Genomic DNA, 14,006 nt, shown 5'->3' with positions numbered 1-14,006 from the left:
TTCTTGTCGTTGTCACGGTCGACCAGCAACTGCGCCCCGGCGGAGATGGCGCGCGCACGATGGGCGGCCAGCAGCACGAGGTTGAAGCGGTTGGGGACTTTCTCGATGCAGTCTTCGACGGTGACGCGGGCCATGGAGTCCTCGGCTGGGGGATAGAACCGGCTAAAATAGAGGTTTGCGGGCGATTGTGCAACGCCGCAGCCGGCTCAAGCCGGCGTTGCGTCCCGCCCGACGCTCGCCAGGCGCGCGAGCGTGGCGGCCATGGCCCCGGACACCGGATGTCGCCACCCCGGCGCGATCTGCGCCAGCGGGCCCATGACGAACAGCCGCTGGTGGGCGCGCGGATGGGGAATCTGCAAGCCAGGGACCTCGATGACCTCGCGTCCGAAGGCGATCAGATCCAGATCGAGGGTACGCGCCGCGTTCGCCTCGCCCCGTCGCCGCCCGAACCGACGCTCGATCTCAAGCAATTTCGACAGGGTGGCGTGTGCATCCAACGTCGGCTCGACAAGCAGGACGCCGTTGCGATATTCAGGCGCCATATTCACCGCGGGCCAAGCGGCCGAGCGCCACCACGCCGATCGGCGCACGACCGGAAGTCCCGCTTCGCCCATATAGGCCACCGCCGCCTCGAGCAGCGCCTCGCACGACGGATAATCGCCGGCCAGATTGCTTCCCGCGGCGACGATGACCGCCGCGTCCAGGTTCATATCCGAGCCCTCATGTTCGCGCCGCCCTCAAAGGACCGACTATTCTCATGACCTTCTATCCGAACGAGCGGCTGGCGTTGTTCATCGACGGGGCGAACCTCTACACCGCCACCAAGGGCCTGGGTTTCGATATCGACTATCGCAAGTTGCTCGATGAGTTCCGCAAACGCGGCCACCTGATCCGAGCCTACTACTACACCGCGGTCGCCGAGGATCAGGACTATTCCCCGATCCGCCCGCTGGTCGACTGGCTCGACTACAACGGCTTCCAGCTCGTAACCAAGCCCGCGCGGGAATTCACCGACTCGCAGGGCCGCAAACGCTGGCGCGGCGACATGGACGTGGAGATCGCCGTCGACATGATGGAGATGGCCGCCCACGCCGAGCATCTGGTGCTGTTCTCGGGCGACGGCGACTTCCGCAGCCTTGTGGCCGCCGTCCAGCGCAAGGGCGTCCGAGTCACCGTGGTCTCCACCATCAAGTCGCAGCCACAGATGGTCTCCGACGATCTGCGGAGGCAGGCCGACGTGTTCGTCGACCTGGCGGACCTCGCCGACATCATCGGCCGCCCTGCCCGCCTGCCTCGCTACATCCAGGAACGTGTGCCGTCGGACAGCTTCGCAGCCGTGGGCTCCACGTCCGACGGCGACGCCTGAGCCGTCGCTGTGAGCGCCGCGCCCGCGATCGCCCTGGCGCCCGAACCGCCGCGCGACTGCCCCCTCTGCCCCCGACTGGTGGCCTATCGAGAAACCAACCGCGCTCAGCATCCGGACTGGTTCAACGGACCGGCGCCCTCCTTCGGCGACTCGCTGGCGCGCCTGGCGGTGGTGGGGCTGGCGCCGGGAAGAAGCGGCGCCAACCGCACAGGTCGCCCGTTCACCGGCGATTTCGCGGGCGTGCTGCTCTACGACACCCTGCTGAAGACCGGCTTCGCCCGCGGGCGCTATCTGGCGCGTCCCGATGACGGCCTGGAGCTGGTCGACTGCATGATCACCAACGCCGTTCGCTGCGCCCCGCCCGGCAACAAGCCGGAGACCAGCGAAGAGGCCACCTGCCGCAGCTTTCTCACCGCGCGTCTGGGCGACCTGCCGAACCTGCGGGTGATCGTCACGCTTGGCGACGTCTCGCGGCGCAATGTGCTGCGCGCCCTGGGCTTCAAGGCGTCGGCCGCGCCCGGCGGTCACGGCGCGGAGTTCGACGCCGGCGGCGTGCACCTGATCAACAGCTACCATTGCTCGCGCCTCAACACGAACACCGGGCGGCTGACGCCAGCGATGTTCGAGGACGTGTTCCGCCGCGCGCGCGCACTCGTGGACGCCGTGGCTTGAACGCTGCGCTGACCGAGGTGCGGGTGCCGACGTACGCCCGCCCGGCGCTGTTGGAGCGCGCACTGCGCTCACTCCAGGCCCAGAGCGATCCAAATTGGCGATGCCGGGTGTTCGACGACTCCGCCGATGACGCCAGCCTGCAGGTCTGTCGACGCCTGGGCGACGCGCGCATCCTGCACAGCTTCAATCAGCCGCGCCGGTTCGCGGCGGGCAACATCGACCAGTGCTTCGCCCAGGTGGACGACGCCGACTTCGCCTTCGTATTGGAAGACGACAACCTCGTGCTGCCGACCTTCATCGAGGCGAACATCGCCGCTGTCCGCGCCTACGGCGCGCCGATCGTGCTGCGCAACCAGCACGTCGCCCCGGCAGACGTGGATATCGAGCGCGTCGAGAAACTGCCGACGATCCTGGAGGGGCGGTTCCACGAACGGGTCTACGCCCCGCAGGAATTCAGGGTGTCGGCGCTGTTCTCGCTCGGCGTCTCGAACGGCGGCTTGTTCTGGTCGCGAGAAGCCCTGACCGACTTCGAGGTGCGCGCGCCTGGGTGCGACGCCGTGTTGCAGGAACATCTGCGCGCCGCGCTGGTTCGTGACGATGTGTTCGTAGCCCGCACCCCTCTGGCGATCTGGACCGACAACGCCGGCGACACCCAGCGCCATTCAGGCGGCGGCTCCGGCTTCTGGAAGCGCGAACTCCGGCTGAAGAAGGCGCAGATCGCCTTGCGCCGCCTGATCGCCAGGGAACTGCGCCGCGACGATCGCTACGACCTGGTGGCCTCAACCCTTTTCAACGTCGACCTCGTCGAGCGTCAGCGAGACCTGGCGAAGTCGCTGCTGCCCTGGCCTGCGAAAGCCGGCCTGTCGCTGGGCGAACGCACCAACCTCGCGGCGCGCGGTCTGGCGATCCTGCTGCTCGGCGATACGCCTGAGGACTTTTCGCAGCTCATGCGCACACGCCTGCCGATGGAGCCCGCGTGAGCTGGACTGAACCGCCCGCTGTCCAGACGCTGGACGTCTGCGTGTGCACCTTCCGCCGGGCTTCGGTGGAGGCGACGCTGCACTCGATCGCGGCTCAGGTCCTGCCCGAGGGGTTCTCCCTGCGGGTGGTGGTCGCCGACAACGACGACGCCCCGTCGGCCCGCGCGCGGGTGCAGGCCGCTGCAGATGCGCTGGAGTTGATGGTGGACTACGTCCACGCCCCGGCCCGCAACATCTCCACGGCCCGCAACGCCTGTCTGGACGCGGTCACCGCCGATTGGTTCGCCTTCATCGACGACGACGAGACGGCTGCGCCCGATTGGATCGCCAAGCTTTGGGCCGCGCGCGAGGGCGTCGACATCGTCTTCGGGGTCGCCCAGGCGCTCTACGCCATCGACGCCCCGGGCTGGATGGTCCGTGGCGACTACCACACCAACACTCTGGCGCGAGAACGTACGGTGATCTCGGGCTACACCTCCAACGTGCTGGTACGCACCGCCATCGTGGGGAGCCTGCGCTTCGATCCGGCGCTGGGGTTGGTGGGCGGCGAGGACACTCTGTTCTTCCATGCCCTGATGCGCGGTGGCGCGACGTTCGCCTTCGCCCCGGACGCCCTGGTCTTCGAACCCGTATCGCCGGCCCGCGCGAGCCTCGGCTGGATCCTCAAGCGCAAGTACCGCGCGGGCCAGACCCACGCCCATCTGATCCGCACGTCCCAGCCCGGGCAAATCGGCAAGGTCGCGGTGCTCGCGGCGGCCAAGTCCGGATACAGCCTGTTGGGCGCCGTCGCCTGCGCGCCGATGCCGACGCGGGCGATCCAGAACCTCACACGGGCGGTGTTCCACGCTGGCGTCGTCGCCTACAGCCTGGGCGGGCGTTTTTATGCAGAGTATGCAAAACCCGCCGCAAGCGGCTAATATTTCAGGATTTTACCCAGTATCGGTAACGCCATCCGGTCACGAAGCCAGCGCGGGCATAGAGCGCGAGAGCCGGAGCGTTCGCTTCCTCCACCTGCAGAAACACACGTGCGACGCCGCGCGCCGCAATGGCTTCTCCGAGCGCCCGCAGGACGCCGCCAGCCAGTCCGCGACCGCGATGCTGGAGCGCCGTGCGCATGCCGTGCACGCTGGCCCACCCCTCACTGAGGCTCGCCACTCCGACGGCGAGCGTCGAGCCGCCCTCCCGGACCCGTGCAAACACCGCGTTCTTCGCCCTGGCCAGCACAGCCGCCCTGTGCGCGCCCTCGACGGGATCGAACCCGTCGCCGAGGAAGACCGAACGCCAGCCATCGTCCGGCTTGGCGATCGTTTCGGCGGACGGCTTGGATAGCCCTGAGAGGCCGGCCGCCTCCCCCACCATCACCAACGTCGGCTGCTCGTCACGATAGCCTGCCGCCGCAAGCGTGGCCCGCGCAGCCCCCAGTCCTCCGCCGTCGCCAACGCGGAACGCCGCCGGCAAGGCGCGCTCGTCGTAGAGCGCCTCGATCCGCGCCAGAGTCTCGGCGGTGAGGCTTGCGGCGTGGCTCAGCGGCGCGGCGCTGGCTGCGCGGCGGATCGGCCCTGAATTGCGCGCGACCAGCCAGCCATCGATCTCGACCGGGTCGGTGACGTCGACCGCCGCCAGCGTCGCGCGCTCGATAGCGACGACGTCGACATCCGCGATCATCCGCGGTCGCGCATCAGCCGGGCCTTGTCGCGCTGCCAGTCGCGTTCGGCGGTCGCCTCGCGCTTGTCGTGGGCCTTCTTGCCCTTGGCCAGCGACAGCTCCAGCTTCGCCAGCCCCTTCTCGTTCCAATAGAGCTTGGTCGGGATGATCGTGCGGCCTTCGCGCTGCACGGCGCCGATAAGCTTGTCGAGCTGTTTGCGATGCAGCAGCAGCTTCCGCGGCCGTCGCGGCTCGTGGTTGAAGCGGTTGGCCTGGTTGTAGGGTGGGATGTCTGCGTTGATCAGCACCACCTCGCGGCCTTCGACGGCGGCGTAGGATTCGGCGATATTGGCGCGCCCGTTGCGCAGGGATTTCACCTCGGTGCCGGTGAGCATCAGCCCGGCCTCGAAGGTCTCTTCCAGGAAGTAGTCGAAGCGCGCGCGGCGGTTCTCCGCGATCAGCTTGCCGGTCATGTCAGCGGGTCATCCTAGATGACGCCCGCATCGCGCATAGCGCCCAGCACCTCGGTGCGAGCGGCTTCCGAGCAGCGGACGATCGGCAGGCGTGCATCCTCGGCGCACAACCCCAGGTGGGCCATGGCGAACTTGGTCGGCGACGGCGAGGCGTCGGCGAACAGCGCCCGGTGCAGACGCACCAGCCGATCCTGCCAGTAGAGGCCGGTCTTCCAATCGCCCGCCATGACCGCGTTGTAGAACGCCGCGCATTGCTCGGGCGCGACGTTGGAGGTCACCGAGATGCAGCCATGGCCGCCGTGCGCCATATAGCCCAGCGCCGTGGGATCGTCGCCGGTCAGCAGCAGCCAGTCCTCGCCGCACCTCAGCCGCTGGAAGCTCGGCCGGGTGACGTCGCCGGTGGCGTCCTTGACCCCGGCGATGTTCGGCAGCTTCGACAGCCGCGCCAGGGTCTCGTTTGAGATGTCGACGCTGGTGCGGCCGGGCACATTGTAGATCACCACCGGCAGCTGCACGGCGGCGTTGATCGCCTCATAGTGGGCGTAGAGCCCGTCCTGGCTGGGACGGTTGTAATAGGGGGTCACCACCAGGGCGGCGTCCGCGCCGACGGTCTTGGCGTGACGCACCAGATCAATGGCCTCGTCGGTGGCGTTTGCGCCCGCCCCGGCGATCACCGGTACGCGGCCCGCCGCGGTCTTCACGCAGAGCTCCACCGCGCGGCGGTGCTCTTCGTGGCTCAGTGTCGAGGTCTCACCGGTGGTGCCGACGGGCACCAGCCCGTGCACGCCCGCCGCGATCTGACGCTCGATCAGGGCGACATAGGCGGCTTCGTCGATCCCGCCATCGCGGAACGGCGTCACCAGCGCCGTGATGACGCCCCTGAACATCGGATCGGACATGTCTGCAAAATGCCGTGAATGCGCCGCACGTTGTTGCGGCCTCAAGAATTGGCCGGACATTATGGCGTCGTGGGCTCGCCCCGCAACGCCCGTGTTCGTCCGCGTGACCGGAGAGACCCCTTGCCCTCAAAGGCCCGCAGAGCTGTTTTTACAGCGGCTTCCGTAATGATGTTGGGCGCCGTGGCCAATGCCCAGCCGGCGAATCAGACGCCGGCCTATCCCATGGCGACTCAACCTGCGCCGGTGATGATGCAGGCGCCGGCGATGCCAGTGCGGCGATTCCTGTCGGACGCCGACACCCAGGCCTTGCGCCAGGTGCTGGATGCGTCACGTCGCGGCGATGCGGCGGGCGCGCGCAACAACCTGCCGATGATCAGCGATCCGGTGGCTCGAAAGATCGGCACGTGGGCGTTCGTCGACGCGGCCGGCGAAGGCATGAGCTTCTTTGAGGCCGATCAGGCGCGGCGCGACCTCGCCGGATGGCCGAGGGCCGCGCGACGCAACGCGCTCGCCGAGCGCAAGCTCGAGACCGCGGGCCTTGGACCTCAACAGGTGATCGACTGGTTCGCCGGCGGCGAGCCGCAGACGCCGGAGGGCGCGATGGCGTTGGCGGGCGCTTATCGCGTGCAGGGCAAGGTCCCCGAGGCCCAGGCCCTGATCCGCCGTTTCTGGCGCGAGAAGGTGTTCGAGGCCGGCCCGCAGCAGACGATGATCGCGCGCTTCGGCGACACGCTGACCCTCGACGACCACGCCAAGCGCGCCGACATGCTGCTGTACAGTTCTCAGGGTCCGGCCTCGCGGATGATGATCGGCATGCTGGCGCCGGATCAGCGCGCCGCCGCTGAGGCCAGGCTCGCGCTCCGCGCCAATAGCCCGAGCGGCCCCGGCCTCGCCCAGGCCCTGCCGGGCGATCTCAACGCCAGTCCAGGCGTCGCCTTCGAACGTGCGGCCTATCTGCGCCGGCGCGGCATGACCGACATGGCGATGGGGCTGGCGCCCAGCTTCCCCAAGGAAGTCTCCAGTTCCGAGATGGCCGACCGCATCTGGGACGAACGCTACCAACTCGTGCTGGCGGCGCTGCGCACCGGTGATTCGCGCGCCGCCTACCAGGCCGCCGCCAACAGCGGGCTGAAGAGCGGCGGCGACGCGGCGGATGCGGAATTCTACGCCGGCTGGATCGCGCTAACCCGCCTGAAGAACCCGGCCCAGGCCGATGTCCATTTCGCGGCGCTGGAGAAGATCGGCGCCTCGCCGATCACCCGCGGCCGCGCGCTCTACTGGCGTGGCCGCGCGGCCGAGGCGCGGGGCGACAAGGCCGCGGCGAACGGGTTCTACGGCGCGGCGGCCCGCTTCAACACCACCTTCTACGGCCAGCTCGCGGGCGAGAAGATCGGCGACGGCCGCCTGACGCTTGCGCCAGACCCGCAGATCTCCGCCGCGGATCGCGCCCGTTTCGACGGCCGCGATTCGGTGCAGGCGGCGCGGATGCTCTACGACATGGGCGAACGCGACCTGTTCAAGGCCTTCGTTCTGGCGCTCGACGACGTTCTGCCGACGCTGGAGGAACAGGCGCTGCTGGTCGACCTGGCGCGCGGCTACGGCGACCAGGACACCTCGATGAAGGTCGTGCGGACCGCCGCCCAACGCGGCTTCATCCTGACCGGACGAGGATATCCGCTGCGGACCCCGCCTTCGGTGATGGGCGCGCCGGAGCCGGCGCTGGTGTTGGGCATCACCCGTCAGGAAAGCGGCTTCGACCCATTGGTCCGCTCCGGGGTCGGCGCACGGGGCATGATGCAGCTGATGCCGGCCACCGCCTCGATCGTCGCGCGCAACATAGGCGTCGGCTACCAGCCCGGCATGCTCGACGACCCTGACTACAACATGCGCCTGGGCTCGACCTACCTGCGACAGGTGATCGACACGTTCTCCGGGTCCTATGTGATGGGCGTGGCCTCGTACAACGCAGGCCCCGGCCGACCGGCGCAATGGGTCGGCTTCTGCGGCGATCCGCGCGGCGCGACCGCGGACCCGATCGACTTCATCGAGTGCATCCCGTTCTCCGAGACCCGCAACTATGTGATGCGTGTCCTGGAGGGCATGCAGGTCTACCGCGCCAAGCTGAACGGCGGGACCGCACCGATCACCCTCTCCAGCGATCTGCGGCGCGGCGGCTACGGCTATGCGCCGCCGCAGGTGGTGGCCGCAACGCCCTGAGCCGGAGCCAGCCATGAGACTCTCGGTGCTGGCGTCCTGACGTTCGCCGGAGCGCTGGGCGGCTGCGTCAGTTCGCCCAAGCAGACCGTGTTGAACCTCGACACCACCGATCCCCGGTGGACGAGCCGCGCCTGCGTCGAGGCGCGCAAGAGCGTCTACGCCTACAACGACCGGGCGCTGACCCGCGGCGTGGTCGGCGTCGCGGGCAATCTGGTCGCGCCCTTCGCCGGCACCGCCACCTCGCTCGCGATGAGCGCGGCGCAGGACGACAATCGCGCAAGGCTGAACCATCGGGTCCGCGCGGCCTGCATTTCCGACCCGCTTGGCGAGAAGCGGACGAAGCGCGCACGGCGCTAGCGCTGGACGCGGCGGCGGCGGTGCGCGTAAACGCCGCCCATGGACCCTTCCGTCGCCCAGACCCCGGACGTGATGCGCACGACGGCGTGGGAGGACTACGCCCTGCTGGACAGCGGCGACGGCCGCAAGCTTGAGCGCTACGGCCGCTACCGGGTGGTGCGCCCCGAACCCCAATGCCTGTGGTCGCCGCGCCTGCCGGCAGGCGACTGGGAAAGCGCCGACGCGGCTTTCGAACCTACCGACGAGGAAGACGCCGGCCGCTGGCGCTTCCGCGACAAGCCGGCCGACCAGTGGACCCTCGGCTGGGGCGACGTACGCTTCGCCGCGCGCTTCACCGCCTTCCGGCACCTGGCCTTCTTCCCTGAGCAGGCGGCGAACTGGGCCTGGCTGGACGCCATCGTCCGCAATCAAACGACGCCGCCTCGGGTCCTGAACCTGTTCGGCTATACCGGCGTCGCCAGTCTCGTCTGTGCGGCCGCAGGCGCATCCGTCACCCATGTGGACGCCTCGAAGAAGGCCATCGCCTGGGCGCGCGAGAACGCGGAGCTCTCCGGCCTGTCGCAGGCGCCGATACGCTGGATCTGCGAGGACGCGCGCAAGTATGTGCAGCGCGAGGCGCGGCGCGGGTCACGCTATGAAGGCGTCATCCTCGACCCGCCCAAATACGGTCGCGGCCCCGGCGGCGAGGTCTGGCGGCTGTTCGAGGACCTACCCGAACTGGCGAAACTGTGCGCCGAGCTGCTGTCCGAAGACGCGGCCTTCATCGTACTCAACGCCTACGCCGCGCGGATCAGCGGGGCGGCGCTGGCCGGGCTGTTGTCGGAGCGGATGGCGGGACGCGGCGGGCGCATCGAGTGGGGTGAGCTCGCCCTGGTTGAAGAGGGCGACGCCCGTCAGATCGGCCTCTCCTTCTACGCCCGGTGGTCGCGGTGAGCGGCCGCGTCGTCACCTCGCTGACTAACCCGACGGTCAAGGCGGTGCGCGCGCTGCACCTGCGCAAGACGCGGGAGGAAACCGGCCTGTTCGTCGCCGAGGGCCTGAAGATCGTCACCGAAGCCGTCGAGCTGGGCCGCGCCCCACGCATCCTGCTCTATGGTCGCGAAGCCGCCGACCACCCGCTGTTGCGCGCCGCCCTGCGCAGCGCCGCGGACGCCGGCGGCGAGGCCATCGAGGTGACCCGCGACATCCTCGCCAAGATCTCGCGGCGCGATAACCCCCAGGCCGTTGTCGGCGTGTTCGCCCAGAGTTTCACTGCGCTGGAGGCGCTCGTTCCGGCCAGCGCCGACTGCTGGATCGCCCTGCACCGGGTGCGCGACCCCGGCAACCTCGGCACCATCCTGCGCACTGCGGATGCGGCCGGTTGCGGCGGGGTGATCCTGGTCGGCGAATGCTGCGACCCCTATTCGGTGGAGGCGGTGCGCGCCACCATGGGCTCGATCTTCGCCGTGCCGATCGTCAAGGCGGACGAGGCCGACTTCCTCACCTGGCGCGCGGCCTGGCCCGGATCGGTGGTCGGCGCCCTGCTCAGCGCCACCCTCGACTACCGCGCCGCCGCTTACGTAAAGCCGACGATGGTGCTGATGGGCAATGAGCAACAGGGCCTGCCGCCGCAGATGGCCGCGGCCTGCGACGTCAACGTCAAGATCCCCATGCGCGGCCGCGCCGACAGCCTGAATCTGTCGGTGGCCACCGGCGTCATGGTCTACGCAGCGACGGCGTGACCGCCGCGTAGTCGGCCAGCAGATCATCGACGATCCGGCGCGACTGACCCAGGTCGCGCGGATTGGCGCCCGGCGCGCCCGCCCAGACGATCAACGCCTTCCACAGAGCCCAACCCCTCGCCCGCGCCCAGGCGCCGTCATCGAGGTCCAGTGACCGGCGGAATGCAGCGCGACTCTCGCCCTCGAAGACTGTCCAGGCGATCACCAGATCGCAGGCCGGGTCGCCGACGCCAACGCAGCCGAAATCGATCACCGCGCTCAGCGACCCGCCCTTGACCAGAAGGTTGCCAGCAGAAACATCGCCGTGGACCCAGACCGGCGGGCCGGACCACGTCGACCTCAATGCCGCATCCCAGACCGCTTCGACCGCTTGACGATCGATCGCACAGCCCAGCGCGTCGATCGCCGCGCGTGTACCAGCGTCGTAGGTGGATATCGGGCCCCCGCGATGGAAATTATGCGCACCGGCCAAGGGCCCACCTTCGACGTCGATCGACTGCAAGGCGGAGAGGAAGCCACCGAGGTCCGCGGCGAATTGTGGAAGGTCGGCGATCTGCGCGGTCGTCGCCGGCTCGCCGTCCAGCCAGCGATACACTGACCAGCGCCACGGGTATCCCTCGTCCGGCCGGCCCATCGCGACTGGCTCGGGGACAGGCAACGGCAAGTGTGCAGCAAGCCTCGGGAGCCACGCGTGCTCCTTGGCCACCTGCGGTTCGTAAGCTGCGTGGCTCGGGAAGCGCACGCTCATCGTTGCGCCCAGACGGAAGGTGCGGTTATCCCAGCCACCGTCGGCGAGGGGCTCGATCGCCAGCCCGGCCCATTGAGGGAACTGCGCGGCGACAAGTCGGCGCGCGAGTGTGGCGTCGATGGTCGGGCTCATCGCAGATCGCCCCCAGCGCCGTATTGCTCGATGAACACTTCGATCGGAGCCTCCGCGACAAGCGCCGACAAGGGGAATACGCGCCACGGAGTCTCCACGTCGAGGCTGCCGAGATTCTTCAGGAACGCGTCGCGCAAGTCGGGCTTCACCGCGCCCGTATGGTCAAGGAACTGACCCCAGCTCGAGGTCCCGCTCAGGCGGGCGTAGGACGGCGCGCTGCGCGAAGCCACGTAAGCGTGCGGAAACAGGCGGCGGTAGGATTCCACATTGTAGAGCCAAGAGGCGCCGCGGATCCGCGCGGCGTCCGGGTGCGCCGCCGCCAACGCGGCGACCAACCGCCCAAGCTCTTCGCGTCGGCGCGGGGCTTTCGCCAGGGCCAACGGGCCCATGCCGTCGCCGCTGTCCAGATTGTTGAAGTGGATGCGGGCCACGCCGTGATCGTCGGGCGGCTCGTAGCTGAAACAGCCGAACGCCACGTGGCCGGCGGGCGGCGTCTCCTCGGGCGAGCGGGCAAAAGTCTCCCGCGTCCAGGCCACGCGCTCGCTCAGGGCGGTTCGCCGCTCCACGCCATCGAGGTAGGCTCGCCAACGGATCGCGGCATCCTCCTGCGGCAGGCCCGGAAGGCCAAATCTGCGACGCAGGTTGGTGTACGTCTCCACGGCCTCGCGAATCGATCCATCAGTGCGCAGCGCCATCGTCTCGGCGAAGCGCAGCTGCAGGGCGAAGTAGTCGCTAAGGCGTTCGGCTGTCGCCAAGCGCACGGCGTTCGGAATCGACATCGCACAGTCCCGGTTGTTCTCGACAGCCCAGCTTGCCGATGGCTCTAATTTAAATGAGCGCGCTCGGGGAGGAACGGTCACGGTCAGGCTGCTGGGGTGGATACACGTCGCGCTGGGCGGGCTGGGGCTGCTGGTGGGCGGATGATCTGCCTGGGCCTGATGGCGGACCCACAGGGCGGTCCAGCGCTCTACTACGTTGGCCCGGTGTTCATGGCCCTCTCCACTGTGTTGCTGCTGCCGGCGTTCCTCGGCGGCCTGTTGACCCTGCGCGGCTCGATCTGGGGGCGCACGATCCTGATCGCGCTGTCTGGACTGCTGCTGTTTGGGTTTCCCGTAGGCACCGTGCTGGGCGGGTTCGGCCTGTGGGCGCTGCTGCGACCGGGCGCGGGGACCGAGATCACGCCGCGTTCGCCTACAGCAGGCATCCCGGCCGCGCTGGTCCCCGCGGTGTTGCGCCACCGGCGCAAGCAGGTCGTCGGCATGGCCGTGGCCATGGCGGCGGTCGGCTCGGGGTTCATCGTCCTGCTGGGGGCGGGCTTTCGGCTGAATCATCAGCCGCCGCCGGGCTACCTCGACGAGGGCTTCTATCCGGCGATCGCCGTGCTGATCGGCGTCATCGCCTTCGTGGTGATCAAGCGGCCGTTCGAGACGACGCCGCGCGCGGCGCCGCTCAATCCCTTCTGGCTGCATCGTTACCGACGGCGGCTGCGGCGCGACCAGGAAGCCTGGCAGGAACAGCGCCGCCAGCGCATCGCCCTGCTGGCCGCAGATCCGGTCCGCAGCAGGTACGCGGCCTTGATCGAGGCCGGCGGGACCTGGTCGGACGCCGAGATCGCCTACGACATGGACCCCGACGCCGTGGTCACCTGCCGCCACCTGCAGCCGATTGAGCGGGCCATGCGGCGTGCGGAGATTGACGTCCACCTGGTCGATGCGCCGCAGGTGCGCGCCGCCTGCGTGGTCGACCAGCCGTCGCTTATCGAGCAGTTCCCGCTGCCGAAATCGGTGACCTACCGCGAGATGTTCCTGGGCGGGCGCTCGGCGGAAGACGATCCCGTCGCCTTCCTGATCTGCGACCGCTGCCAGTCGACCATCGACACCCTGCACCCACAGGCGGCGCGCAACGCCGTGCGATGGTTCCCGCAAGCGCCGTCGCCCGAATACCTGCACTGAGCCGCTAGCCGCGCGGCTTGGCGCGCGTCGTCGGCTGCGCGGCGGCCGGGTCCTCGGGCCAGGGGTGCTTAGGATAGCGTCCGCGCATCTCACTACGCACATCCTTCCACGAGCCCCGCCAGAAACCGGGCAGGTCGCGCGTCGTCTGCATCGGCCGGCGCGCCGGCGACAGCAGCGCCAGCGTCAGCGGCCAGGCGCCGTTCGCCACCGCCGGATGGGTCGCCAGGCCGAACAGTTCCTGCACGCGGATCTCCACGCGGGGGCCGCCGTCGGCCGCATAGTCGATCGTCACGCGCGTGCCGGTGGGCGCGGTCCAGTGGCTGGGCGCGGCCTCCTCCAGCCGCCGCTGGAGGTCCCAGGAAATCCGCGCACGCAGGGCGGCGTCCAGGGCGTCAGCGCGCAAGGCCGTCAAAGCCCGGAGACCGGTCAGCAATGGCGCCAGCCAGTCGTCCAGATCCTCCATCAGGGCGGCGTCGGAGAGGTCGGGCCATTCGTCCGGCGCGAGGGTTCGCAGGAACGCCGCGCGCGCCCTCAGGTCACGCGCGCCCGTCCCCCACGGCAGGGCGTCGACACCATCGTCGCGCACCCGCTGGAGGAGCGCCTCGGCCACGAGGGCGGGGTCCGGCGCATGGTCGAGGGTTTCGCGGACGACGATACGGCCCAACCGGGTCAGGCGCCTGGCGATCACTTTGCCGCCCGCACTGTCGTCGAGCCGCACCTCTGTCTCCAGAGCGTGTTCGAACACCGCGAGCAGCTCCGCCTCGTCCAGCGGCGCCGCCAGCAGGATGCGGTCGCGACGCTCGCCGCCGCCCAGTTCGGCGACGGCCAGCCACGGGGCGCGGGCG

General features: G+C 69.3%; 17 protein-coding genes. 9 read left to right on the top strand and 8 right to left on the bottom strand.

The window, feature by feature from the left end:
* Together rpoZ and folK are read right to left on the bottom strand one after the other, a co-directional pair.
* Positions 1-134 (bottom strand): DNA-directed RNA polymerase subunit omega (gene rpoZ / locus Q8M88_RS10135; RefSeq protein WP_305596986.1); only part of this gene is annotated, 134 nt, incomplete at its 3' end.
* A 72-nt stretch (positions 135-206) separates the two neighbouring features.
* On the bottom strand, positions 207-710 hold the full coding sequence (gene folK / locus Q8M88_RS10130) for a 2-amino-4-hydroxy-6-hydroxymethyldihydropteridine diphosphokinase (RefSeq protein ID WP_305596985.1): 504 nt from the start codon (positions 708-710) through the stop codon (positions 207-209).
* Between the two features lie 47 nt (positions 711-757).
* Between folK and Q8M88_RS10125 the strand changes: the two genes are divergently transcribed.
* From Q8M88_RS10125 to Q8M88_RS10110, 4 genes are read left to right on the top strand one after another with little or no spacing between them, the layout of a single operon-like run.
* Positions 758-1,366 (top strand): NYN domain-containing protein, encoded by a 609-nt coding sequence (locus Q8M88_RS10125; RefSeq protein ID WP_305596984.1) that lies wholly within the window; start codon positions 758-760, stop codon positions 1,364-1,366.
* 9 nt (positions 1,367-1,375) lie between these two features.
* Positions 1,376-2,038 (top strand): uracil-DNA glycosylase, encoded by a 663-nt coding sequence (locus Q8M88_RS10120; protein ID WP_305596983.1) that lies wholly within the window; start codon positions 1,376-1,378, stop codon positions 2,036-2,038.
* The gene (locus tag Q8M88_RS10115; RefSeq protein ID WP_305596982.1) at positions 2,035-3,018 is read left to right on the top strand and encodes a glycosyltransferase family A protein; all 984 of its coding nucleotides are present in this window, start codon (positions 2,035-2,037) and stop codon (positions 3,016-3,018) included. The genes Q8M88_RS10120 and Q8M88_RS10115 overlap by 4 nt, the downstream gene beginning before the upstream one ends.
* The gene (locus tag Q8M88_RS10110; protein ID WP_305596981.1) at positions 3,015-3,935 is read left to right on the top strand and encodes a glycosyltransferase family A protein; all 921 of its coding nucleotides are present in this window, start codon (positions 3,015-3,017) and stop codon (positions 3,933-3,935) included. The genes Q8M88_RS10115 and Q8M88_RS10110 overlap by 4 nt, the downstream gene beginning before the upstream one ends.
* A 4-nt stretch (positions 3,936-3,939) precedes the next feature.
* Here the strand turns inward: Q8M88_RS10110 and Q8M88_RS10105 are convergent, their stop codons facing one another.
* From Q8M88_RS10105 to dapA, 3 genes are read right to left on the bottom strand one after another with little or no spacing between them, the layout of a single operon-like run.
* Positions 3,940-4,683: a GNAT family N-acetyltransferase gene (locus Q8M88_RS10105; protein WP_305596980.1), complete on the bottom strand. Its 744-nt coding sequence runs from the start codon at positions 4,681-4,683 to the stop codon at positions 3,940-3,942.
* The gene (gene smpB, locus Q8M88_RS10100) at positions 4,680-5,135 is read right to left on the bottom strand and encodes an SsrA-binding protein SmpB (protein ID WP_305596979.1); all 456 of its coding nucleotides are present in this window, start codon (positions 5,133-5,135) and stop codon (positions 4,680-4,682) included. The genes Q8M88_RS10105 and smpB overlap by 4 nt, the downstream gene beginning before the upstream one ends.
* A gap of 14 nt (positions 5,136-5,149) precedes the next feature.
* On the bottom strand, positions 5,150-6,034 hold the full coding sequence (gene dapA / locus Q8M88_RS10095; RefSeq protein WP_305596978.1) for a 4-hydroxy-tetrahydrodipicolinate synthase: 885 nt from the start codon (positions 6,032-6,034) through the stop codon (positions 5,150-5,152).
* A gap of 165 nt (positions 6,035-6,199) precedes the next feature.
* Here dapA and Q8M88_RS10090 point away from each other — a divergent pair, with 165 nt between their 5' ends.
* From Q8M88_RS10090 to Q8M88_RS10075, 4 genes are all read left to right on the top strand, one after another.
* Positions 6,200-8,251 carry a lytic transglycosylase domain-containing protein gene (locus Q8M88_RS10090; RefSeq protein WP_305596977.1) on the top strand — a complete coding sequence of 684 codons (2,052 nt, stop codon included), beginning with the start codon at positions 6,200-6,202 and terminating at the stop codon, positions 8,249-8,251.
* Between the two features lie 90 nt (positions 8,252-8,341).
* Positions 8,342-8,608, top strand: a complete 267-nt coding sequence (locus Q8M88_RS10085; RefSeq protein ID WP_305596976.1) for a hypothetical protein — start codon at positions 8,342-8,344, stop codon at positions 8,606-8,608.
* 39 nt (positions 8,609-8,647) lie between these two features.
* On the top strand, positions 8,648-9,541 hold the full coding sequence (locus Q8M88_RS10080) for a class I SAM-dependent methyltransferase (RefSeq protein ID WP_305596974.1): 894 nt from the start codon (positions 8,648-8,650) through the stop codon (positions 9,539-9,541).
* Positions 9,538-10,329: an RNA methyltransferase gene (locus Q8M88_RS10075; protein WP_305596972.1), complete on the top strand. Its 792-nt coding sequence runs from the start codon at positions 9,538-9,540 to the stop codon at positions 10,327-10,329. The genes Q8M88_RS10080 and Q8M88_RS10075 overlap by 4 nt, the downstream gene beginning before the upstream one ends.
* Here the strand turns inward: Q8M88_RS10075 and Q8M88_RS10070 are convergent.
* Together Q8M88_RS10070 and Q8M88_RS10065 are read right to left on the bottom strand one after the other, a co-directional pair.
* A complete protein-coding gene (locus tag Q8M88_RS10070) occupies positions 10,304-11,209 on the bottom strand; it encodes an aminoglycoside phosphotransferase family protein (RefSeq protein ID WP_305596970.1) in 906 nt (301 codons plus the stop codon). The two genes, Q8M88_RS10075 and Q8M88_RS10070, sit on opposite strands and share 26 nt — an antisense overlap.
* Entirely contained in the window at positions 11,206-11,988 is a 783-nt protein-coding gene (locus Q8M88_RS10065; protein ID WP_305596968.1) for a hypothetical protein, read from the bottom strand. Before Q8M88_RS10065 ends, Q8M88_RS10070 begins: the two co-directional genes overlap by 4 nt.
* Before the next feature lie 96 nt (positions 11,989-12,084).
* Between Q8M88_RS10065 and Q8M88_RS10060 the strand changes: the two genes are divergently transcribed.
* Positions 12,085-13,161: a hypothetical protein gene (locus tag Q8M88_RS10060; RefSeq protein WP_305596966.1), complete on the top strand. Its 1,077-nt coding sequence runs from the start codon at positions 12,085-12,087 to the stop codon at positions 13,159-13,161.
* 4 nt (positions 13,162-13,165) lie between these two features.
* Here the strand turns inward: Q8M88_RS10060 and Q8M88_RS10055 are convergent.
* Positions 13,166-14,006, bottom strand: an 841-nt coding sequence (locus tag Q8M88_RS10055) for an ATP-dependent helicase C-terminal domain-containing protein (protein ID WP_305596964.1), incomplete at its 5' end; no start/stop codon positions are given.

It is taken from the genome of Phenylobacterium sp. (assembly GCF_030693805.1).
Lineage (GTDB): Bacteria > Pseudomonadota > Alphaproteobacteria > Caulobacterales > Caulobacteraceae > Phenylobacterium.
The sequence above is the reverse complement of the archived record's forward strand: the minus strand, read 5'-3'. Positions and strand labels throughout refer to the sequence as shown.